Source organism: Stenotrophomonas sp. CFBP8980 (genome assembly GCF_034046095.1).
GTDB lineage: Bacteria > Pseudomonadota > Gammaproteobacteria > Xanthomonadales > Xanthomonadaceae > Stenotrophomonas > Stenotrophomonas lacuserhaii.
The window spans coordinates 16949-38706 of sequence record NZ_JAXCXF010000009.1 but is presented as its reverse complement, the minus strand read 5'-3'; the positions used below and the strand labels follow the sequence as shown (position 1 = coordinate 38706).

General features: G+C 67.4%; 23 protein-coding genes. 9 read left to right on the top strand and 14 right to left on the bottom strand.

Annotation, left to right across the window (positions count from 1 at the left end):
- Window positions 1-51: 51 nt before the first annotated feature.
- The 7 genes from SOM47_RS16245 to SOM47_RS16215 form a co-directional block, all read right to left on the bottom strand.
- Entirely contained in the window at window positions 52-1419 is a 1368-nt protein-coding gene (locus tag SOM47_RS16245) for a leucyl aminopeptidase family protein (RefSeq protein ID WP_192084638.1), read from the bottom strand.
- A 4-nt stretch (window positions 1420-1423) separates the two neighbouring features.
- Window positions 1424-2143, bottom strand: coding sequence for an HAD-IA family hydrolase (locus SOM47_RS16240; RefSeq protein WP_192084636.1), 720 nt, complete (start codon window positions 2141-2143; stop codon window positions 1424-1426).
- 31 nt (window positions 2144-2174) lie between these two features.
- Complete coding sequence (locus SOM47_RS16235) at window positions 2175-3272, bottom strand: AI-2E family transporter (protein ID WP_042613317.1); 1098 nt, start codon at window positions 3270-3272, stop codon at window positions 2175-2177.
- Between the two features lie 68 nt (window positions 3273-3340).
- A complete protein-coding gene (locus tag SOM47_RS16230; RefSeq protein ID WP_320506163.1) occupies window positions 3341-3853 on the bottom strand; it encodes a protein sip-5 in 513 nt (170 codons plus the stop codon).
- A complete protein-coding gene (locus tag SOM47_RS16225) occupies window positions 3850-4329 on the bottom strand; it encodes a phage holin family protein (RefSeq protein WP_042613319.1) in 480 nt (159 codons plus the stop codon). Before SOM47_RS16225 ends, SOM47_RS16230 begins: the two co-directional genes overlap by 4 nt.
- Before the next feature lie 8 nt (window positions 4330-4337).
- Window positions 4338-4703, bottom strand: coding sequence for a hypothetical protein (locus tag SOM47_RS16220; protein WP_191770559.1), 366 nt, complete (start codon window positions 4701-4703; stop codon window positions 4338-4340).
- 113 nt (window positions 4704-4816) lie between these two features.
- Window positions 4817-6244, bottom strand: coding sequence for a Do family serine endopeptidase (locus SOM47_RS16215; protein ID WP_042613321.1), 1428 nt, complete (start codon window positions 6242-6244; stop codon window positions 4817-4819).
- A gap of 424 nt (window positions 6245-6668) precedes the next feature.
- On the opposite strand from SOM47_RS16215, the gene SOM47_RS16210 reads away from it, so the two are divergent.
- Both SOM47_RS16210 and SOM47_RS16205 read left to right on the top strand, forming a co-directional pair.
- Window positions 6669-7676, top strand: coding sequence for a histone H1-like repetitive region-containing protein (locus SOM47_RS16210; RefSeq protein ID WP_320506162.1), 1008 nt, complete (start codon window positions 6669-6671; stop codon window positions 7674-7676).
- A 107-nt stretch (window positions 7677-7783) separates the two neighbouring features.
- On the top strand, window positions 7784-8461 hold the full coding sequence (locus SOM47_RS16205; protein WP_042613323.1) for a hypothetical protein: 678 nt from the start codon (window positions 7784-7786) through the stop codon (window positions 8459-8461).
- Between the two features lie 4 nt (window positions 8462-8465).
- Here the strand turns inward: SOM47_RS16205 and SOM47_RS16200 are convergent, their stop codons facing one another.
- Window positions 8466-8822 carry a DUF1428 domain-containing protein gene (locus SOM47_RS16200; RefSeq protein WP_192084628.1) on the bottom strand — a complete coding sequence of 119 codons (357 nt, stop codon included), beginning with the start codon at window positions 8820-8822 and terminating at the stop codon, window positions 8466-8468.
- A 317-nt stretch (window positions 8823-9139) separates the two neighbouring features.
- On the opposite strand from SOM47_RS16200, the gene SOM47_RS16195 reads away from it, so the two are divergent.
- The gene (locus SOM47_RS16195; RefSeq protein ID WP_192084626.1) at window positions 9140-9712 is read left to right on the top strand and encodes an OmpO family porin; all 573 of its coding nucleotides are present in this window, start codon (window positions 9140-9142) and stop codon (window positions 9710-9712) included.
- A gap of 101 nt (window positions 9713-9813) precedes the next feature.
- Here the strand turns inward: SOM47_RS16195 and SOM47_RS16190 are convergent, their stop codons facing one another.
- Window positions 9814-10203 carry a DUF6165 family protein gene (locus SOM47_RS16190; protein ID WP_101099512.1) on the bottom strand — a complete coding sequence of 130 codons (390 nt, stop codon included), beginning with the start codon at window positions 10201-10203 and terminating at the stop codon, window positions 9814-9816.
- Window positions 10204-10380: 177 nt separating this feature from the next.
- Between SOM47_RS16190 and SOM47_RS16185 the strand changes: the two genes are divergently transcribed.
- The gene (locus SOM47_RS16185) at window positions 10381-11079 is read left to right on the top strand and encodes a TorF family putative porin (protein WP_414715826.1); all 699 of its coding nucleotides are present in this window, start codon (window positions 10381-10383) and stop codon (window positions 11077-11079) included.
- A gap of 221 nt (window positions 11080-11300) precedes the next feature.
- Here the strand turns inward: SOM47_RS16185 and SOM47_RS16180 are convergent, their stop codons facing one another.
- A complete protein-coding gene (locus SOM47_RS16180) occupies window positions 11301-11783 on the bottom strand; it encodes a YehS family protein (protein WP_042613327.1) in 483 nt (160 codons plus the stop codon).
- Window positions 11784-11907: 124 nt separating this feature from the next.
- Between SOM47_RS16180 and SOM47_RS16175 the strand changes: the two genes are divergently transcribed.
- A complete protein-coding gene (locus SOM47_RS16175) occupies window positions 11908-12390 on the top strand; it encodes a hypothetical protein (RefSeq protein ID WP_320506161.1) in 483 nt (160 codons plus the stop codon).
- A gap of 79 nt (window positions 12391-12469) precedes the next feature.
- A complete protein-coding gene (locus SOM47_RS16170) occupies window positions 12470-13222 on the top strand; it encodes an SDR family NAD(P)-dependent oxidoreductase (RefSeq protein ID WP_042613329.1) in 753 nt (250 codons plus the stop codon).
- An 83-nt stretch (window positions 13223-13305) separates the two neighbouring features.
- Here the strand turns inward: SOM47_RS16170 and SOM47_RS16165 are convergent, their stop codons facing one another.
- From SOM47_RS16165 to SOM47_RS16150, 4 genes are all read right to left on the bottom strand, one after another.
- The gene (locus SOM47_RS16165) at window positions 13306-14178 is read right to left on the bottom strand and encodes an SPOR domain-containing protein (RefSeq protein WP_192085227.1); all 873 of its coding nucleotides are present in this window, start codon (window positions 14176-14178) and stop codon (window positions 13306-13308) included.
- A 20-nt stretch (window positions 14179-14198) separates the two neighbouring features.
- Window positions 14199-15887, bottom strand: a complete 1689-nt coding sequence (gene argS / locus SOM47_RS16160; protein WP_042613331.1) for an arginine--tRNA ligase — start codon at window positions 15885-15887, stop codon at window positions 14199-14201.
- Window positions 15888-16029: 142 nt separating this feature from the next.
- A complete protein-coding gene (gene radC, locus SOM47_RS16155; RefSeq protein ID WP_320506228.1) occupies window positions 16030-16737 on the bottom strand; it encodes a RadC family protein in 708 nt (235 codons plus the stop codon).
- 58 nt (window positions 16738-16795) lie between these two features.
- Window positions 16796-17440 carry a response regulator gene (locus tag SOM47_RS16150; RefSeq protein ID WP_320506160.1) on the bottom strand — a complete coding sequence of 215 codons (645 nt, stop codon included), beginning with the start codon at window positions 17438-17440 and terminating at the stop codon, window positions 16796-16798.
- A gap of 186 nt (window positions 17441-17626) precedes the next feature.
- On the opposite strand from SOM47_RS16150, the gene coaBC reads away from it, so the two are divergent.
- From coaBC to SOM47_RS16135, 3 genes are read left to right on the top strand one after another with little or no spacing between them, the layout of a single operon-like run.
- Window positions 17627-18898 carry a bifunctional phosphopantothenoylcysteine decarboxylase/phosphopantothenate--cysteine ligase CoaBC gene (gene coaBC, locus SOM47_RS16145; RefSeq protein ID WP_320506159.1) on the top strand — a complete coding sequence of 424 codons (1272 nt, stop codon included), beginning with the start codon at window positions 17627-17629 and terminating at the stop codon, window positions 18896-18898.
- Window positions 18895-19383, top strand: a complete 489-nt coding sequence (gene dut / locus SOM47_RS16140) for a dUTP diphosphatase (protein WP_042613334.1) — start codon at window positions 18895-18897, stop codon at window positions 19381-19383. The genes coaBC and dut overlap by 4 nt, the downstream gene beginning before the upstream one ends.
- Window positions 19384-19396: 13 nt before the next feature.
- Window positions 19397-21736, top strand: coding sequence for a phosphomannomutase/phosphoglucomutase (locus SOM47_RS16135; protein ID WP_320506158.1), 2340 nt, complete (start codon window positions 19397-19399; stop codon window positions 21734-21736).
- Window positions 21737-21758 lie beyond the last annotated feature (22 nt).

The following is a 21758-nucleotide window of genomic DNA, read 5'->3' as shown; positions in this document are numbered from 1 at the left end:
GCCCTGTCTGGCCACTCGCGACTTAATCCCCTCCGTCCCCTTTTTCAGGAGTCAGGCGTAGCGGGCTTTCAGCATGGCCCAGGCCGAGCGCAGGGCCAGGGCTTCGCCGCCGGCGGGGCGGCCGGGACGTTCGCCGTCGTTCCAGGCGTACACGTCCAGGTGGGCCCAGCGCTGGCCGTCGGCCAGGAAGCGTTCCAGGTACAACGCGGCGGTGACCGCGCCACCCATCCGCGAACCGGCATTGGCCAGGTCGGCGATGCCGCTGTGCAGGTAACGCAGGTACGGCCGCCACAGCGGCATCCGCCACACCGGGTCACGGGTCTGTTCGCCCGCCTGCAGCCACTGCTGGGCCACCGTGTCATCGTTGCTGAACAGCGCCGGCAGGTCCGGACCCAGCGCGATGCGTGCCGCGCCGGTGAGGGTGGCGAAGTCCAGCACCAGGTCCGGCTGCTGTTCACTGGCGAAGGTCAGGGCATCACCCAGGATCACCCGGCCTTCGGCGTCGGTGTTGTCGATCTCCACGCTCAGGCCCTTGCGGGTGGCGATCACTTCGCCCGGACGGAATGCATCCGGGCCGATCGCGTTTTCCACCGCTGGCACCAGCAGCGTCAGCCGCACCGGCAGGGCCTGGGCCATCACCAGCCCGGCCAGCGCCAGCGCATGTGCCGCACCGCCCATGTCCTTCTTCATGTTGCGCATGCCGTCGGCCGGCTTGATGTCCAGCCCGCCGGTATCGAAGCACACGCCCTTGCCGACCAGCACGAGCGACGGATCGGTGTCCTTGCCCCAGCGCAGCACGATCAGCCGCGGCGCCCGGTGCGAGGCACGGCCCACTGCGTGGATGGCCGGGAAATCCTGCTCCAGCAGTGCCTCACCGGTGATCGCCTCGAGCTGCGCGCCATGTGCGTCCGCCAGTGCGCGCGCGGCGTCTTCCAGCTGCTGCGGCCCCATGTCTTCAGTGGGCGTGTTGACCCAGTCGCGCACGCGCAGGCTGGCGGCGACCAGCGCGGCCACCTCGGCCGACGGGCTGGCCAGCAGCTGGGCCGGTGCACGATTGCGCGCCTTGTAGCGGTCGAAGCGGTAACTGCCCAGTCCCCAGCCCAGCTGCAGCAGGTCCTGCTGCGCCGGTTCCAATGCGGTGGCCAACTTCCACACGGTGCCTTCGGGCAGCGCGTGCGGCGCATGGGCATAGCTGTACGCATCGCCTGCATCACCGATCCCGATCACCGCACCGGCAATGCCGTGTTCGCCCGGCAGCAGTGCCACGCTGTGGCCGCTGGCGGTGAAATTCTGCGACTGCAGCCACGCCTGCAGCGCGGGCGACTGGGCGGCATTCCATGCCTTGAACTGTGCCCGGTCCAGCACGTGCAGCGGCAGCGCCTGGTCGGAGGTGGCAACGAAGCCGGTGATCTCGGTCATGGGGTCAGGTGCTCCTGGTTGCGCTGGCGGCGGGGTTGGCATCAAGCCAGTCGGCCAGCCCGGTGAGGGTGTCGAACTGCAGGTCGGGCTGCAGCGAAGGATGGTTCCAGCGGGCCGCTTCGCGGTTGATCCAGCAGCCGCGCAGGCCGGCGGACATCGCCCCGGCCACGTCCATTTCAATGTGGTCGCCCACGTGCAGCACGTGCTCCGGTGCAACACCGAGGCGCTCGCAGGCGGCATGGAAGATGCTGGCGACCGGTTTGGCGGCACCGTGTTCGCGGGCACCCAGCTGGAAGGCGAACAAGTGCGCCACGCCGATGCGTTCCAGGTCGGCGTTGCCATTGCTCAGCGCCGCCACCGGCACCCGGGCGGCGATGCGCTGCAGGGCATCCAGCGCATCCGGGTAGTACTCCACCTGGTTGCGCGCGGCGAAGAAGGCTTCGTAAGCGGGCTCCAGCAGGGCCGCGTCGGCGCCGCTGTCCTGCAGCGCCTGCTGCAGTGCCAGCCGGCGCAGCGCACTCAGGTCATGGTGCAGGTGGGGATTGTCGACGTAGGCGCGCTCGCGCAGTTCACGCATCGCGGCCTGCGGAAACATCGCGGCCGTGGCAGGACTGTGCTGCAGCATCCAGTCGTGCAGGACCTTGTCGATGCGTGCGCCGATCGGAGCGAAGGGCCACAGGGTGTCGTCGAGGTCGAGGGTGATGGCTTGGATGGGGAAGTTCACCCGGTCATTCTACGCCCGTCGCTATCGGCTTTCATTCCAGCAGCCGCGACCAGCCCTGCATGCCCTCCAGCCGTGCCAGCACCAGCTTGACGCAGACCAGCAGCGGCACCGCCAGCAGCAGGCCGACGAAGCCCCACAGCCAGCCGAAGATCATCAGCGCCAGGATCAGCACCAGCGGCGAAAGTTTCATCCGTCGGCCCAGCACGATCGGGGTGATCAGCTGACCCTCCAGCGCGTGCAGGGCCAAGTAGCAGGCGGCCGGCAGGATCGCCTTGAGCGGATCCGGGAATTCGACGAAGCCGACCAGCAGCATCAGCGCCACGCCGATCAGCGGACCCACGTACGGAGCAAAGTTGAGCAGTGCGGCCATCGTGCCCCACAGCAGGGCATCCTGCATTTCCAGGCCCAGCAGCATCAGCGTGCCGGCGAACACCAGGCCCACCAGGCTGTTGATCACGGTGATGGTCAGCACATAGCGCGACACTTCGCGTTCGATCGACCGCAGGATATCGGTGGTGAAGCGCTGTTGCTGGCGGCTGGGGAACAAGGCGATGGCATGCCGCTGCAGGTCCTGGCCGTAGATCATGAAGAACAGGGTCAGCAGCACCACCGCCAGCACCGAGGCGAGCAGGCGCGGGGCCTGGGTGATCGCCCGGTACGGGTCATCCAGCTGGGTGCGCACCACCTGTACGCGGCGGTTGCCTTCACCGGCGGCCACGCGTGCGAAATTCTCGGCGGCCTGATTGGCCTGCTGCACCGGTTTGGTCAGGTTCTGTACCTGGCGACCGATCTTGCGCAGCTGCTGCGGGGCTTCCTGCGCCCACTCCATGGTCGGCACGACCAGTTGCACCGCCAGAGCGGTGGTGGCGCCCAGGCCGACCACGATCACCAGGATGGCACCGAGCGCGCGCGGTACCCAGATGCGTTCCAGCATGCGAAGGATGGGGTTGCCCACCAACGCGAAGAACATCGCCAGCAGGATCGGCAGCACCACCGGCTGCGCCGCCCACAGCGTGAACGCCACCGCGAGCGTTGCCAGCACGATCAATGACACCGGCGCGCGAGGCCGAGCGGGCAGTGGCGCGGGCGCTGTCGGATCGACGGGGACGCTGGAAAGGGACTCGCTCATCGTCGCACCGACAGGGGAAAAGTTCCCCATTATCCGCCCGCCGCGATCAACGCGGCGGGTTCACCGTGTCAACGCTCGGACAATTCCGTGGCGGCTTCGGCCGGGCGGGGACCATTGTCCTGCTGCCGGTCCTGGCGGCCGGGGCTGGCCTGCGGCGCAGGGGACCGCTGCACGGATGCCGCGGCCGCCGCGCCAGCGGCCGCACCTGCAGCGGCGGCTGCACCGGGATTGACCGCATCATCGACTTTGTCGGCGGCAGCATCGGCCTGCTCGGCGGCATCGTCGGCCGCACCGGCCGCATGGGCGGCCATCGCCGAAGCGAACGCGGCCTGGCCACTCGCCAGCAGGTTGGATATCGAGCCGATCATCTGCAGCCAGCGTGCACCATTGACCTTGCCGGGGATTTCCAGCTTGCCGACCACGAAGCCACTGGCCACGCCGGCGATGATGATGCGCAGCGGCGACCAGCCACTGCGCCACACCTGGCTCAGCACTCCCCAGTTGTCCTGGGTATCGGCCAGCCGTACCGCAACCACCTGCTCGCAGCGCTTCACCCGGCTGCGCAATACACTGAACTTCATGGCTTGCCCTCCGGGATCTTGACGCTGGCGTCGGGGTCTTCTTCATCGCCGGGCTCATCGAACAGGCCCAGCTTGGACAGCTGCCGGCGGGTGGAATGCATGCCGGTGTGGTGGAAGAAGTAGGACACCCGCCACGCAGCCAAGCCGGTTATCGCCAGGCTCAGCAGCGAGGTGATCAGCAGCGCATGCAGCCAGGACATGCCCCAACTCTGCAACAGGGCGATCAACGTGGCGGCCATCAGCAACCACGCCGATGCGCCGAACACGATCGCCACCCCCGCCCACGCCAGGGCACGGCCGAAGGCACTGCGTGCCAGGGCAAAGTCCGCCGATGCCAGGCGACGCAGCGAACGGAACGAATGCTTTGCCGCATCCACCGTTGCGCGGCTGGCCTGGCTGACCTGACGGATGCTCTCATCCAGCGGCGGGGTAGCCGCTGGATCAGGCCCGTTGGCGGTGTTGTCGCTTTCGCTCACGCCGCGGCTTACTTGTCGCCGCCGCTATTGGCCAGCTTGGCAATCAGCCAGCCGGCAGCGAAGGCGACGCCGAACGAGGCGAGGGGACGCTCGCGGATCAGTTCAGCGGCGCTGTCGACCAGGTCCTTGCCCTTGTCCATCAGTGCATCGACCTGTTCCTTGGCAGCGGCACCGCCAAACTCGGCAGCCGCCAGGCCGGACAGCGCGGTATCGGACAGTTCAGCCTTGACGTTGGCCTTGCCGATCCGCAGTTCATCGCCGGCCGCACCCGTGGCGCCCTTGATGGCGCTGCCTGCCGCGTTGGCGGCCGACTTCAGGTGGGTGGAGGCTTCGCCCAGGTGGTCCTTCAGGTTTTCGGTATTGGTGGGGCTCATCGCAATCTCCTGCTTCAGTGAATAAGGCGGCCGCCATCCGGACATGCGGGATGGCCACGGACGACATGGATACCATCGCCCGGGTATAGGGGGCGTTACGGTACGTCACGCCATCAGCGCATGACCAACTGCCCCCTGGCATTGCCCCGCACGATGCGCAGCACCAATTGCTGGGGAGGCTGCTGGAAGTTGGCCCGCCAGCTGGCGAGGTCGGCGAATTCACCTGCGCTGGCCTCGGTCACGATGTCGCCCTTGGCAAGGCCGGAAGCGGCAGCGCGGCTGCCGCGGGTGACCTCGTTGACCAGCACGCCGCTGAGCCCTGACTGGCGCAGCGACTCGGGCAGGTCAACGAAGGTGGCACCGCCCAGGCGCGGATCCAGCGTGTCGCCGCTGATCGCGCGCGCCTGCTCCTTCAGTGTGGCCCTGACCTGCACCGGCTTGCCATCGCGACGCAGTTCCAGGGTCATCGTGCTGCCGACCGCCGCGAGCCCTTCGATGTTGTGCAGCGCCTGCGCGCTGTCCACGCGCTGGCCGTTGGCGGTCACCACCACGTCGCCGGCACGCACGCCGGCCGCCGCTGCGGCCGATCCGGCCAATACCCGGGTGACCAGCGCACCGCGCGCTTCGCTCAGCCCCAGGCCCTGCGCCAGCTGCGGGGTCAGGTTCTGGCTTTCGATGCCCAGCGTGCCGCGCACCACCACCCCATGCTTGACCAGCTGGTCGACCACGTTGCGCGCCAGGTTGGACGGAATGGCCAGGCCCAGGCCGATGTTGCCGGCCATGCTGCCCTGCGGGTTGAAGCTGGCGGTGTTGATGCCCACCAGCTGCCCCTGCAGGTTGACCAGCGCGCCGCCGGAGTTGCCGGGGTTGATCGACGCATCGGTCTGGATGAAGTTCTGGTAGCCCAGCCCGCGGATGCCGCTGCGGCCCACGGCCGACACGATGCCCGAGGTCACGGTCTGGGTGAAACCGAATGGATTGCCGATGGCGACCACGAAGTCACCGACGCGCAACTGGTCGCTGTTGCCCAGGGTGATACCGGTCAGGCCCTGCGCGGGGATGCGGATCAGCGCGATGTCGGTGTCCGCATCCGAGCCGAGGAATTCGGCTTTCACCGTGCGTCCATCGGACAGGGTGACCTGCACGTCGTCGGCGTTGTCGATGACGTGGTGGTTGGTCAGTACCAGGCCCTCGGCGGCATCGATGATCACGCCCGAACCGAGCGATTCGTTGATGCGTTCCTGCGGCACGTCCGGGAACAGGCGGCGGAAGAACGGGTCTTCGAAAAACGGATTGCGCACGCGCACCACCTGCTTGGTGTTGACGCTGACCACGGCCGGGGTGACCTTCTCCAGCATCGGTGCCAGCGAGGGAACCGGCTGCCCGGCGACCGCAGCGGGCAGCGCGCTGGTGGCCGGGATGGTGATCGGCGCCGGCGCTGCTTCGGCGCGGTTGTCCAGGTGTGCATTGATGCCGCTGGCGACAAAGCCGCCGAAGGCTGCGGCCAGTGCGAGCGTAAGCAGGGTCGGAATCGGTCGCATGGGAATCGGTGTCCGGGCAGGAAGTGGAGTAGAGCGCGCTCGATGCTGCAGGCGAGGCCTGCAGGGAGCTGCGGCAGGGCCGCAGAAGTGTCTCCCGCGCTGGATAAACATGCCATGAAAGATGCGGTCCGGCACATGGGAACTTGCGCAGTTCCGCGCAAACTCCGCTGCCGGTGTCGTATCGGCAAGCGGTCCTGCAGGATCGCGGCGGCTGCCCACGGTGATGCCGGCCGTGCAGGACGCCTGACGCCAAACCACTTGAAAACGCGGGTTTTCCAGTTGCCGTGCGCATCGATGGTCGTGCCTGGTCGCAGCCATCGTGGTGGCGCGCGCTTGCGCCTGCGCAGTTTCCCGTTCCACGATGCACCTTGCCGGTATAGCATCGCCTCCGTTTTGACATTCCAGCCCCTCAGGAGGGCAAATCATGAGCAACGGTAATGGTGTGACGACGACATTGAGCGAGACCGTCGAGACTGTAAAGGAAGCTGCAACCAACGTTGGCGAGACCATCGCCCACACCGCCGAAGACGCGGTGGCTGCGGTCAAGACCACCGCCAAGCGCGTGCGCAAGGCTGCCACCACCCGCGTGGATGCCGCCAAGAAGGCCGTTGCCAACGTCGAGAAGACCGTCGCCAAGCAGGCTGACAAGGCCGCCAAGTCGGTGGGCAAGTCGATCTCCAAGGCCAAGCAGAAGCTGGAAGCCGCCAAGCAGAACGCACAGGCCGAATCGGCCGCGCTGAAGAAGGTCGTCGCCAAGAAGAAGGCCGCCGCCACCAAGACCGTTGCCAAGAAGGCTGCCGCAGTGAAGAAGACCACAACCAAGAAAGCTGCCGTAGCCAAGAAGCCCGTCGCCAAGAAGGCCGTTGTCGCCAAGAAGCCGGTCGGCAAGAAGGTCGCCGTGGCCAAGAAGACCGCTACCAAGAAGGCTGCGGTTGCCAAGAAGACCGTCGGCAAGAAGGCCGCCGTTGCCAAGAAGGCCGTCGGCAGGAAGACCGCGGTTGCCAGGAAGACCGTCGGCAAGAAGATCGCCGTTGCCAGGAAGACCGTCGGCAAGAAGACCGCGGTTGCCAAGAAGACCGTCGGCAAGAAGACCGCGGTTGCCAAGAAGACCGTCGGCAAGAAGACCGCCGTTGCCAAGAAGGCTGTCGCCAGGAAGACCGTCGGCAAGAAGACCGCCGTTACCAAAAAGGCTGTCGCCAAGAAGACCGTCGGCAAGAAGACCGCCGTTACCAAGAAGGCTGTCGCCAAGAAGACCGTCGGCAAGAAGACCGCGGTTGCCAAGAAGGCCGTCGGCAAGAAGGCTGTCGGCAAGAAGACCGCTGTCGCCCGCAAGGCCGTTGCCAAGAAGGCAGCGCCGGTGAAGAAGGCCGCCCGCAAGGCGCCGGCCAAGAAGGTCGCCACCCGCAAGGCCGTGACCAAGCGCGGCAAGTAAGCGCGCCGGACACCCCTGTCGCCGAGTGGCGCCAGGGGATGTCGATGATGATGCACCTGCACGCACGTGGCAGGCATCATGGGGGCCTAGCCAAGGAGTGCCCCCTCATGCGTGGTCTCGATTTCAGTTCATGGCAGGCCGTGCTGTCCACCCTCGGTGGACTGGCCATCATCACCCTGCTGGGCGTGGGGATCCGCCTGCTGGTGATGCAGACCCTGCAAGCGCGACGCGAGCGCGAAAACCGCCAGATCAATGAACGGCTGCGTACCTTGATGGCGGCCTACAAGGTGCTGGGCGGATCGTTCACCGGCGATCTTGATGTCGACCCTTCGCACCTGCGCCAGCTGCGCGAACGCGCACACCAGCACGGCATCAGCGAGCCCGGTTCGGATCGGGCGCGGCGCATCCGCGATGCCGTGGAAGCGGCGTTGTCGGACATCCTGCTGCTGGGCACCGACGACCAGGTGCGGTTGGCTGCGCATGCCGCCACCGAACTGTCCCAGGGGCGGCCCGTGCACACCCATGCACTGGTGGTTTCGCTGCGGGATTTCATCCGTGGCGCGCTGGACCTGGCGCCCATTCCCAGCGGATTGGAGATTCCGCACCAAGGCCCGACACGTCCCGCATCCGGCGGCGCTGCCAAGGGCCGCGCCGATGCAGGCGAGCGCGGCGGCAAGGCCGGTGGTGGCGGAGGCGGTGGCGCCGGCATGGGCGCGATGGGCGGACTGGGCGCCGGCATGGCGGTCGGCACCCAGGGCGCCAGCGAGGCGCCGGAATCGCCGTGACCGGTTACGGCAGTTCGACGATGGGGGCAAAGCCGCCGAAGATCATCCGTTGTCCGTCGAACGGCATGGGATTGTTGGTTGGATCCATCCGTGGATCGTCCATCATCCTGGCCATGCCGCTGTCGCGGGTGGCTTTGTCCGGCCACTCCACCCATGAAAACACCACGGTTTCGTCGTCCTTGGCTTTCACTGCCCCGTAGAAATCCGTGGTCTTGCCATGCGGCACGTCGTCGGCCCAGCACTCGACCACCCGCGTCGCGCCCAGCTCCAGGAATACCGGATCCATGCTGCGCGCGTGGTCGATGAAGGACTGCTTGTTGGCGGTGGGTACGGCCAGAACGAATCCGTCGATGTAGCTCATGCCTGTGCTCCGGATGGCCTGCGGATGCAGGACCTTCATGGGTATGACGAACGAGTGGGGCCCAGAACGACATCCTCCAACCCATCCGCCCTCGTCCCGGCTGTTTACGCCCGCACCCCGTGCCTGCGCGTGAACACCACTTGCACACCAGAAGATGAAAAGCGCGCGCGTATGCCTGAAAAGAGCTGAATAGCAGCCAAAAATCGCTTTCCTGCTTTCAGGATGGGGTTAGGTCAAAAAACGGAAACTTTACATCCCCCGATGCGGCGGCGTTCCGGCGCTGCTGCAACAAACCAGAAAGACAAGAGGTTGTACCCATGAAGATGTCCCTGATTGCCCTGGCCCTGGCTTCCGCGCTGCCGTTCGCTGCTTCGGCCGCCGAAAACCTGTCCTACAACTACGCCGAAGGCAACTATGTAAAGACCGATGCCGATGGTGGCAAGGCAGACGGTTGGGGCGTCAAGGGTTCCTACGGCGTGCTGCCGAACATGCACGTGTTCGGTGAGTTCAACCAGCAGGAAGTGGACGCGACCAAGCAGGACGTCGACCAGTGGCGCGTGGGCGTGGGCTACAACGTTGAGATCGCACCGTCGACCGACTTCGTCGCGCGCGCTGCATACAACAAGTTCGACGCCAAGCACGGCCTGGATTTCAACGGCTACAGCGCTGAAGCCGGTGTCCGCACCGCATTCGGCCAGCACGCCGAAGTCTACGCACTGGCCGGCTACGAAGACTACAGCAAGAAGCACGGCGTCAATCCGGAAGGCGAGTGGTACGGTCGCCTGGGTGCGCAGGTCAAGTTGAACCAGAACTGGGGCATCAACGGCGACATCAAGATGAACCGTGATGGCGACAAGGAATGGTCGGTCGGCCCGCGCTTCAGCTGGTAATACCGTCGCTGCATGCCCCGCGCATGCAGCCTGCTTGAACAGACAGGCCCGGCATTGCCGGGCCTGTCTGGTTTCCGATACCGCCCGGCGCGTACGCCAGCTTACTGGCCCTGGTACTGCTTCTCTTCCACCAGCGCCGAGCCGGCCACCCGGTTGATCTCGTTCTTGACCTGCACGCGCTCGCCGTTGGTGCGGTACACCCCGCGCGCCAGCTGCACGAAGGCATCGTCGAACACCTGCGCTGCTTCCTTGTCGCGCAGCTGGTCCTGGATGTCCCACATGCGTTCGTTGATCACCTTCAACTGCTGCTTGAGTGCCTCCAACGCCGGCTGGTTGCTGCGCTGCGTCGCGTACAGCGGCAGCAGGCCGTCCAGTTCGGTGCGCACGTTGGCCAGCTTGGCCGCATCGTCGATACGCTCGGCCTTGATTTCCAGGATGGTGATCTTGTCGATCAGCTCACCGATCGATACAGGGGTCAGGATCGCGTCCACGCAGGTGCTCCGTTCAACAGGCCTGCATGATAGCGCGCAGCCGCCATGCCGATGCGACGCCACGCTTTACGCGGGTTTTGCGCGCAACCGCCGCCGCCGCCCTCGATCGTTTACGCCGCCGACTCCCACACTGCGCAGCTCCGGTGGCAGGGCCACCCAGCAGACAATGGTGATGGGATGAAGTGGCAAGCAATGGGTGGCGTGGGCATGGCCGGCGTGATGGCAATGAACCTGGTGGCCGTGGGGGAGGCCAAGGCCGATGTCACCGGCACCCTCGCGCTGGCCAGCGATTACCTCTGGCGTGGCAGCTCCCAGACCGGCGAAGAGGCCGCCGTGCAGGCAGGCGTGCGTGCCACGCATGGCAGCGGGCTGTATGCCCACCTGTGGGGATCCAACGTATCGTTCGAACCGGACAGCGGCGCACGCAGCGAGTTCGATGCGGTGCTCGGCTGGAGTGGCGAGCTGGCGCCGGACTGGAGCCTGGATGCCAACGCCACGCGCTATCTGTATCCGGGAACGGGACGCGCCCTGGACTGGACCGAGCTGTCGGCCACTGCGACCTTCAAGCAGCGCGCCTGGCTGCAGTTGGCGCACTCGCGCGACGCGCTGGCTGGCGGCCACCCCGGCACCTACGTGCAGATGGGCATGCGCCTGCCCTTGTCAGAGGCGACGCGTCTGGAAGCGGCCTACGGCCATTACCGGCTGGCCAGCGCACAGGCCCGCGATTACCAACACGTGCAGCTCAGCGTGATCCACGCCATCGCCCCGAAGTGGGAACTGCGTGCCACCGGCCACGCCACTGACAGCGCCGCCCGCCAGCTGTTCCCCGGCAACGCCGGCACCCGGCTGGAGGTGGCCCTGCAGGCCAGCTTCTGATCCCGGCAAGCGCCGCCGAGCATGGCTCGGCGCTACCGCACCTCTGCAGGCCGCCGGGAAACCGTCCGGGGGTCGGGCGCGGTGGGCTTGGCGGGACGCTGAGCCGCATGGATGCGGCGACGCAGCCTACAAGGACGCACTTGCGGCGTGTCCCGCCAAGCCCATCCCGCCCGACCCCTGCGCCGTATGCAGCTGTCGCTCTGGAACCAGAAGCGAGCGACTCAGCCGTTCGAAGACGAACCGCGCACGCGCAGCACCAGGCCCTTCAGGAAGTAACGCATCAACTGGTCACCCGCCTTGCGGAAGTGCTTGTGGTCGCGCTGGCGGAACACCGCGCTCAGCTCCGGCTTGGAGACTGCGAAGCCCGCCGCCTGGAAGATCTCCTGCAGGTCCACGTCACGCAGCTGGAAGGCCACGCGCAGCTTCTTCAGGATCAGGTTGTTGTCGATGCGCGTCTCGATCGCGCGCTGCGGCTGGCTCTCATCGCGACCGCGCAGGTGCACGATCAGGCCATCCAGCACATGGGCCAGCGCCTCGTCGCTGCAGGGCTCGGCACCGGCTTCGTTGTCCGGCTTCAGCCAGGCATTGACCTGCTCGGCGGTGACCGGGAAGGCAGGGTCGGCCAGCTCGCACAGCACCACTATGTGGTTGTCGCTCAGGTCCAGGGCAAAGCGCAGGCTGCGCAGCACATCGTTGTTGATCATTGTCTTCCACACCGCCGGCAGGGAGCGCCGGGACCCGTATTGTACCGCCCGCGCCGCTGTCATCCTGCGGTCATCGAACTGCAGCACAGTGCGCCCCTCGACCCCTGAAGCAGGATTGCCCGTCATGCGTCCCTGGATTCCCTTGCTGCTGGCCGTCTTGCCGGTCGCCTACCCGGCGGTGGCGCAGGACCGCTATGTGCCGCTGGAGCAGCGCATCGACGCGGCGCGGCTGGCCGACGTCGGCCTGACCCCGGACCAGCTGCAGCAACTGAACCGCCTGCTGCGCGAAAGCCAGCCGCAGGCGCCGACGGCAGCCGACGCGCCGCCGTCCACCGACCGCGCCACGCCGACCGCCGCCGCGCCGATGTTCATCGGCCTCGACGACGGCCCGATTAAGGCGCATGCCACCGGCACCATCAGCGGTTGGCAGCCGGGCATGCTGTTCACCCTCGACAACGGCCAGCAATGGCAGGTGCTGAAGGGCGAAATGACCCTGCGCCGACCGCTGCAGGATCCGCCCATCGAGGTGGTGCCCGGCATCGCCGGCCGCTGGTTCCTGCAGGTGGATCCGGACCTGCCGAAGGCGCGCGTGTTCCGCGTGCGCTGATCGCGGGCGACCGATCCGGCAAGGCAGGTGGACGCTGACAGTGCCAGAATATCGGCCTGGATCTTTCTGGAGTTGCCTGATGACCCGTACCGTCCTGATCACCGGCGCCACCTCCGGCTTCGGCGCTGCCGCCGTCCACCGCTTCGCCAAAGCGGGCTGGAAGGTGATCGCCACCGGCCGTCGCGGTGAGCGCCTGCAGCCCCTGGTGGACGCCTATGGTGCCGGCCAGGTGCACGCGGCGGTGTTCGATGTCCGTGATGCGGTTGCCATGGAAGCGGCACTGCTGGCGTTGCCGCCGGCGTTCGGGCAGATCGACCTGCTGGTCAACAATGCTGGCCTTGCGCAGGGCACGCTGCCGGCCCAGCACGCCAAGCTGGAGGATTGGCGCACGATGATCGACACCAACGTCACCGCGCTGGTCACGCTCACCCACCGCCTGCTGCCGCAGTTGGTGGAGCGCAAGGGAGCGATCATCAACATTTCTTCGGTGGCCGGCGTCTACCCGTATCCGGGCGGCAATGCCTACGGCGGCACCAAGGCCTTCGTCAGCCAGTTCTCGCTGGGGCTGCGTTCGGACCTGCACGGTACCGGCGTGCGGGTGACCACCATCGAACCGGGCATGGCTGAAACCGAGTTCACCGTGGTGCGTACCCACGGCGACCAGGCCGCGTCGAACAAGCTGTACACCGGCGCCAACCCGATGACTGCCGAAGATATCGCCGAGCAGATCTACTGGGTGGCCAGCCTGCCTGCGCACCTGAACATCAATCGCCTCGAACTGATGCCGGTCAGCCAGTCGTATGCCGGTTTCCAGGTGGCACGCGAAGGCTGAGGCGGGCGGTCACCGCTGGCGCGTGAAAAAAGCCGGGCAATGCCCGGCTTTTTCGTCGATGCCGTAGCAGCCGCAAACCCGCGTTACTGCGCCTTGATCGCCATCGCCTGCAGGCCGGTTCCATCCAGCTTCTGTTTGGCTTCGGACAGCTCGCCTGCGGTGCCATACGGCCCCATGCGCACGCGATACACCGTCTTGCCGTTGATCTGCGCCGATTCCACCCGCGCCGCAAGACCGATCATCGCCAGCTTCGCCTTGGTCGTTTCGGCATCGCCTGACGCACCAAACGCGCCGGCCTGCAGGATGTAACGCACGTTGCTTTCGGCCGGTGCGGCTGCAGCCGTTGCCGTCGCGGTCGCTGCAGGCGCACTGGTAGTGGCAGCCGGCGGTGCGGTGGTCGTGGCCGGCGCGGCGGGACGCTCGCTCAACGGTGTCGGCAGGGCGGCCTGGCGTACCGACGCCGTGCTTGCCACCGTCGCCGTGGCACCGGTGGTGGTGGCTGCCGTGGAAGCCGGCGCAGGCGCGGCGGCCGGGACCGGCTTGCCTTCCAGCGCCGCCTGCGCGCGCTGCGCTTCGCTGCGGGCACGGCGCTGTTCCTCCGCGCGCGTGCTCGCAGCCAGCTCTGCATCGGACATTTCCACTTCCTTGCCGGGCAGCAGCGTGTAGAAGTCGTACTGGGTCGCCGCTGGCTTGGCCGGGGTAGCCGGCTTGGCCGCCGCAGGCGTTTCCACCTGCGTGCCGACGTCCCCTTCGGCTTCGACCACCGGTGCCGGCTGGGCGTTCGGATCCGGACGCGGACCTGCGCGCAGGAAGCCATCGGCATCCCCCTTGAACAGGTTCGGTGCGGCCAGGAACACCACCGCGGCAATCGCCACACCGGCGACCAGCCACACCCACCCCGGCGTTCCCTGGCTGCTGTTGCGCCGTGCCTGACTCTTGCCGCGTCGTGCTGCCATGTCTACTGCTTCTCCAATGCTTACATTTTTTCCGGGGCGCCTACGCCCAGGAGTTCCAGGCCATTGCGCAACACCTGGCGCGCTGCGCTGGCCAGGGTGAGTTTGGCATCGCGGTCGGCGGCATCTTCCACCAGCACCGGCGTCCCGTGATACCACGTGTGGAAGGCGTGCGCCAATTCACGCAGGTACTGCGCCACCAGGTGCGGTTCAAGCGCGATGCCGGCTGCTTCCACCACTTCGGGGTAACGCGAGATTTCGTTCATCAGGTTCAGTGATGCCTCGTCCTGCAGCGTGCGCAGCGCGGCCAGTCCCTGTTCCTGCGAATACGCCAGTCCCTTCTCCTGCGCCTGGCGATGCAGGCTGCACACGCGGGCATGGGCGTACTGCACGTAGAACACCGGATTATCGTTGCTCTGCTGACGCGCCAGGTCGATGTCGAAGGTCAGCTGCGAGTCCGGCTTGCGTGCGATCAGGAACCAGCGCGTGGCATCACGACCGGCTTCATCGATCAGGTCGCGCAGGGTGAAGTAGCTGCCCGCGCGCTTGGAAAGCTTCACTTCCTCGCCGCCGCGCATCACCGTCACCATCTGGTGCAGCACATACTCCGGCCAGCCCTGCGGAATGCCCACGCCCATCGCCTGCAGGCCGGCGCGCACGCGCGACAGCGAGCCATGGTGGTCGGCACCCAGTTCGGTGATCGCACGCTCGTAGCCACGCTGCCATTTGGTCAGGTGGTAGGCCACGTCGGGCACGAAGTAGGTGAAGGTGCCGTCGGACTTGCGCATCACGCGGTCCTTGTCATCACCGAAATCGGTGGAGCGCAACCACAGCGCGCCACCCTCTTCATAGGTATGCCCGGAATCCTGCAGGCGCTGCACCGCTTCGGCGACCTTGCCGTCGTTGTACAGCGAGCTTTCCAGGAAATAGATGTCGAAGTCCACGCCGAACGCGGCCAGGTCCAGGTTCTGCTCGTTGCGCAGGTAGGCCACGGCGAAGCGACGGATCGCGGCCATGTCGTCGGGATCCTTGGCGCCGACCACGGTGGTGCCTTCCAGGTCCACGCTGGCACCGCGCAGGTAAGCGTCGGCCACGTCCTGGATGTAGTCACCGCGGTAGCCGCCTTCCGGCCAGCCGGCGTCATCGGGCTTGATGCCCTTGGCCCGCGCATGGGTGGACAGCGCCAGGTTTTCGATCTGCACGCCCGCATCGTTGTAATAGAACTCGCGCTTGGCATTCCAGCCATTGGCATCGAGCACCCGCGCGATGCAGTCACCGATCGCCGCGGCGCGGCCGTGGCCCACGTGCAGGGGTCCGGTCGGATTGGCCGACACGTATTCCACGCCCACCGTCCGTCCGTTGCCGGACAGGTTGCGGCCGTAATCGTTGCCTTCCTTGATCACGCTGGCCGCTTCGCGCTGGAACGCGCTGCCGGCCAGGTGGAAGTTTATGAAGCCGGGACCTGCGATCTCGACCTTGCTGACGTCCGCGCTCTGCGGCAGCGCATCCAGCAGGGCCTGGGCGATCGCGCGTGGATTGCTGCGCGCGGCCTTGGCCAGCAGCATGGCGGCATTGGTGGCGAAGTCGCCATGCTCGCGGGTCTTCGGGCGTTCAACCACGAACTCGGGCGGAATCGAGTCGGCGGGCAGGGTGCCATTGGCGCGCAGGGCTTCGATGCCTTGGCTGATCAGGGCGCGGAGGAGATTTTTCACGTGGCCTGCTGTGAAGTGCGGCGGAATCCCCCATTTTAGCCGATCTGCCCCGCCCCGGCAGACGTAGGCAAACGGGGGAGGTTCAGCCCCGCGCCGGCTGCGGCCTTGGTGGGGCGTGCCTGCGGTTCCTGCGGCAGGCAGTTCAGCTTCGCGATGGCGGGGCGACGGCCGGACCGAGCCATCCCCGTTCAGCAAACGAGACGGGTGCGCCTTCCCCTATCACCAGATGGTCCAGAAGGCGCACGTCCAAGTGGGCCAGCAGGGATTGCAGCTCCGCGGTGACCTGGTGGTCGGCGGCCGACGGCTCAGCATCCCCGGAGGGGTGGTTGTGGCTGACGATGACGGCGGCCGCGTTCAGCGCCAGCGCCCGGCGGACCACTTCGCGCGGGTAGATGGACGCGGCATTCACCGTGCCCTGGAACAGCTCCTCGTAAGCCAGCAGGCGATGCTGGTTGTCCAGGAACAGGGCGACGAATACCTCGTTGGAACGTCCGCGCAGCCGATGCTGCAGGAAGCGCGCGGCCACCGCAGGGGACTGGCCCACGCATTCGCCGCGAACCAGTTGCGCGGAAAGATGGCGCTGCGCCAGTTCCAGCGCGGCGGCCAGCGCGCAGCTGCGCGCCGGACCCAGCCCAGGCAGGCGCGCCAGCGCCGGGGCGGGGAGGTCGAGCAGCCTGCGCAGCGGTCCATGCTGGGCCAGCAGATCGCGGGCGGTTTGCACGGCATCGCGCCCGCGTGTGCCCGAGCCGAGGAAGATGGCCAGCAGTTCCGCATCCGAAAGCACGCCGGGGCCCTGCGAGAGCAGGCGCTCGCGGGGTCGTTCCTGTGCCGGCCAGTCGTGGATCGTCATGCCGACAGTGTGGCCAGCCACGCGGCGGACGGCCATGGGGCAGCCGCAGCGTGGTGGGTCAGAAAGGACGTGAGCCCTTGATCGGGTAAGTGCGCAGGAACGCGTGGAGCTCGTGGTTTCCGGTCAGCCCCAGTTTGCGCATCGCATCGGACTTCTGCCGGCTGACGGTTTTCGGACTCCGCCCTCGCTGCTGGGCGATCATGCTGAGGTTCATGCCGCGGCTGAGGCCTTCCAGCACGTCGCGTTCGCCCTGCGACAGCGAGGCCGGCGTTGCCCGGTGGGCCAGGTCACGGGCCTGCAGGTGGGAGCGCAGGTGCTGGGAGACGTAGGTCTGCCCGGCAGCGGCACTGCGTACCGCCTGGGCCAGTTCGTCGAAATCCGCGGCTTTGTCCAGCGCGCCGTGCACTCCGCAGCGCAGCAGCGTGATCAGCACCGTGGGGCTGGCGGTACCGGTCAACACCACCAGCGGCAGCCAGGGGTGCGCAACGCGGATGCAGTCGAGCAGCTCGGGCCCATCGGGACCCTTGCCGGGCATGGTCAGGTCGGTCAGCACCACGTCGCACGGCTGGCGCTCCAGCAGGGCAAGCAGGTGGGTGCCGCCCGATGCCTCGCCGACCACGTCGATGCGTGCGTTCTCCAGCACCACGCGTGCGCCGTGAAGGATGATCGGATGGTCGTCGGCAATGATGGTGCGGATGTACACGGTAGGGTCCTGCGGTCCGGGCGGGGCAGGTCCCGGCAACCGCCGGGCGCAAGCGGATGACGCGACAACTGGCATCGTTAAATGCTGTCATACATGTACTTATATCCGTCGGTCATATCGTCCCGAATAGGGGCACTACGGGGCTTTCGGCTAAGCTAATGTCTTTGCGTGCATAGGATTTCCCCGGTGGCTGACTCACCCAAGACTTCCCCGGCGCGGCAGCGTCCGCTGGAAGGGCGCAGGCTGCTGTTGTGCGTGGGCGGCGGCATCGCGGCCTACAAGGCGTTGGAGCTGGTCCGTCGGCTGCGCGATGCCGGGGCGCTGGTGCAGGTGGCGATGACCGCCGGTGCACAGCAGTTCGTCACCCCGCTGAGCTTCCAGGCATTGTCCGGCCAGCCCACGCGCACCACGCTGTGGGACAGCGCGGCAGAACAGGCGATGGGGCATATCGAGCTGGCACGCTGGGCCGACCGCATCGTGGTCGCCCCGGGCACCGCCGACCTGCTGGCACGCCTGGCCCAGGGCCACGCCGATGATCTGGTGAGCACGCTCTGCCTGGCCAGCACCGCCCCGCTCACCGTGTGCCCGGCGATGAACCACCGCATGTGGCTGCACCCGGCCACCCAGGCCAACATCGCCCTGCTGCGCACGCGCGGGGCGCAGGTGGTGGGCCCGGTGGACGGACCCTTGGCCGAGGGCGAGTCCGGTCCCGGGCGCCTGGCTGAGCCGGACGACATCGTGGCCGCGCTGGTGGCCATTGAACGCGCCTCGGATGCAGCAGACGAGGACGCCACGCACGGCCCTTCCTCGCTGGCGGGCCTGCGCCTGCTGATCAGCGCCGGACCCACCTACGAAGACATCGATCCGGTCCGCTACGTGGGCAACCGCAGCAGCGGCAAGATGGGCTACGCGCTGGCCGCGGCAGCGGTCCGGCTCGGTGCCGACGTCGTGCTGGTCAGTGGTCCAGTGAATCTGCCGACGCCAGCGGGCGTGCAGCGGATCGACGTGCGTTCGGCCGCGCAGATGCGCGATGCGGTACTCGGCGCGCTGCCTGCGGATATCTATATCGGTGCCGCCGCAGTATCGGATTACACCCCGCGCCAGGTCGCACCGCAGAAGTTGAAGAAGACCGCCGACAGCCAGACGCTGGTGCTGGAGCTGGTCCGCACCGCGGACATCCTGGCCGAGGTGGCCACCCAGACCCAGTCGCTGAAGCTGGTGGTGGGGTTCGCTGCGGAAACCCATGACGTGGAGAAGTACGCGCGCGGCAAGCTGGTGGACAAGCGGCTGGACCTGGTGATCGCCAACCAGGTGGGCCAGGCCGGCGCGGGCTTCGAAAGCGACGACAACGCCGCTACGGCCTATTGGCAGGACGGTGAACAGGTATTCCCGGCCACCTCCAAGACCGAGCTGGCCACGCAACTGCTCGCGCTCATCGCGCAAAGGCTGACCGCATGAACGCTGCATCGCACCCCGTTCCCGCCTCGCTGCAGCCGCTGCAGGTGAAGCTGCTCGATCCGCGCTTCGGCGACAGCTGGCCGCTTCCGGCCTATGCCACCGAAGCCAGTGCCGGCATGGACCTGCGCGCGGCGACCGAAGCGCCGCTGGTGCTGGCACCGGGCGATACCGCGTTGATTCCCAGCGGGCTGGCGATCCACGTCGCCGACCCGAACCTCTGCGCGATCATCCTGCCGCGCTCCGGGCTGGGCCATCGGCACGGCATCGTGCTCGGCAACGGCACCGGCCTGATCGACGCCGATTACCAGGGGCCGCTGCTGATCAGCGTCTGGAATCGCGGTCGGGAGGCCTTCACCATCGAACCCGGCGACCGCATCGCACAGCTGGTTGTCGTTCCCATCGTGCGTGTTGCCCTGCAGGTAGTGGATACTTTCACCGACAGCACGCGGGGCTCGGGTGGGTTCGGGCATACCGGAGTGCGCTGACTCGGGGGACAGGATGATCGGCAGCAAGGGGAAGGGCGTGGCGGTCACGGGACGTACGGGGCCGCTGCTGGCGGTGATGCTGTTGCTGTTGGCGGGGTTGTTCGGCTGGAGCGCGGTGCAGCAGTGGCGCCAGGCCAACACCGGTACCCAGCTGGAACAAGCCCGCGACAGCGCATTGCAGGGCCTGCAGAAGGCGCTTGACGGTCAACTGCTGCAGTTCGGCAAGCACCTGGAATCGGCACGCGTCGGGCAGGCACTTGCTGCCGGTGACGGGGCCGCGGCGGCGCTGGCGCTGCGCGAAACCTGGACCGGCGTGGAAGAGGTGCAGGTCTGGCCGGCTTCGCTGGAGACCGCCTACGCCGATCCGGCCGCCTTCGGCTATGCCCGGCTCGCACTGCTTGAAGCGGCGCTGGTCAGCGACAAGCCCGTGGCGCGCGTGGTGCGCGATGCCGGCGGCGCGCGGTTGGGCCTGGCGGCGAGCGTGCCGTTGGGCGCCGACGGGCTGGCGCTGGTCTACGTGCGCCAGCCGCTGATGCAGCTTACCGGCCCGCTGGACGCGGTGCGTGCCCCCGCCGAAGGCTATCTGGCGCTGCGCCAGGGCAGCTACAACGTGCTTGAACGCGGTGACCGCAAGCTGGCCGACAGCGGCGAAGTGCTGGCGCGTCCACTGGCCAACAGCAGCCTGCGACTGGCCGCCGGCGTGCCGTCGATCGAGCCCGGCCCGCTGGGACTGGGGGCGCTGGCCGCTTCGATCGTGGCGCTGCTGCTGGTTCTGATCGCGGTGCTGCTGCTGGTGGGCAAGTCCCGTCTGCCGTTGCCCCGGCGGGCCGCGCGCGAAGGCACCGAAGAGCAGGGACCGACCCTGAGCGAGAGCCTGGCGCAGTCTGCCGCCGAGGTGTCGACCGGCGCGTCGGCCGAGCAGGGCGCCGGTGCCGCATTGGAGCCGCCGCCCTTGGCCGCGAGCCTGGCGGCGGGCATTTTCCGCGCCTACGACATCCGCGGCGTGGTCGGCGAGGAGCTTACCCCCAAGGTCGCGGCCTTGATCGGCCAGGCCATTGGCAGTGAAGTGCTGGCGCAGGGGCTGCGCGAAGTGGTGGTCGGCCGCGATGGCCGCCTGTCCGGACCGGAGCTGGCCGCGGGCCTGGCCGAAGGCCTGCGCCGGGCCGGCTGTGATGTCATCGATATCGGGCTGGCACCGACCCCGGTGGTGTACTTCGCCAGCCACCACCTGCGGACCGGCAGCTGCGTGGCGGTGACCGGCAGCCACAACCCGCCCGAATACAACGGCTTCAAGATCGTCATCGCCGGGCAGACCCTGTCCGGTGATGCGGTGACCGCGCTGTACCAGCGCATCGTCGAAGGACGGCTGGCGCAGGCGCCATCGCCGGGCAGCTACCAGCAGCGCGAGGTCAACGATGACTACGTGCGCCGGATCGCCGACGACGTGCAGCTGGAGCGTCCACTGAAGGTCGTGGCGGACGCCGGCAACGGTGTGGCGGGTGCCTTGGTGCAACCGTTGCTGGAGGCCATCGGTGCCGACGTCATTCCGCTGTACTGCGATGTCGATGGCAGCTTCCCCAACCATCATCCTGATCCGAGCGATCCGGCCAACCTGCAGGACCTGGTGCAGACGGTGAAGCGTTTCGACGCCGACCTCGGCATCGCCTTCGATGGCGACGGTGATCGTCTCGGCGTGGTGACCCCGGATGGCACGATCATCTTCGCCGACCGTCTGCTGATGCTGTTCGCCGCCGACGTGCTGCTGCGCAACCCCGGCGCGATGGTGATCTACGACGTCAAGTGCACCGGCAAGCTGGCCGACTTCGTGCTGCGCCACGGCGGCAGCCCGATGATGTGGAAGACCGGCCATTCGTTGATCAAGGCGCGCATGGCCGAGACCGACGCGGAGCTGGCCGGCGAGATGAGCGGGCACTTCTTCTTCCGCGAGCGCTGGTTCGGTTTCGACGATGGCCTGTACGCCGCCGCCCGCCTGCTGGAAATCCTCGCGCTGCGCGAAGAAACGCCGCAGGAAGTGCTGGAAGAGCTGCCGCAGAGCATCTCCACCCCGGAGATCAAGGTGCCGGTGGCCGATGGCACACCGCACGCGCTGGTTTCACTGGTAGTGAGCGCAGCGCAGTCCGCGGACAACCCGTTCGTGGGTGGCCGCGTTTCCACCATCGACGGCCTGCGCGTGGACTTCGCCGATGGCTGGGGCCTGGTACGCGCCTCCAACACCACCCCGGTGCTGGTGCTGCGTTTCGAAGCCGACAGCGAAGACGCGCTTGAGCGCATCAAGGCCCAGTTCCGCGCCCAGCTGCAGCCCCTGCTTGGGGCGCAGGACCTGGGCTTCTGAGACCTCGCCGAAGGATCCGGTA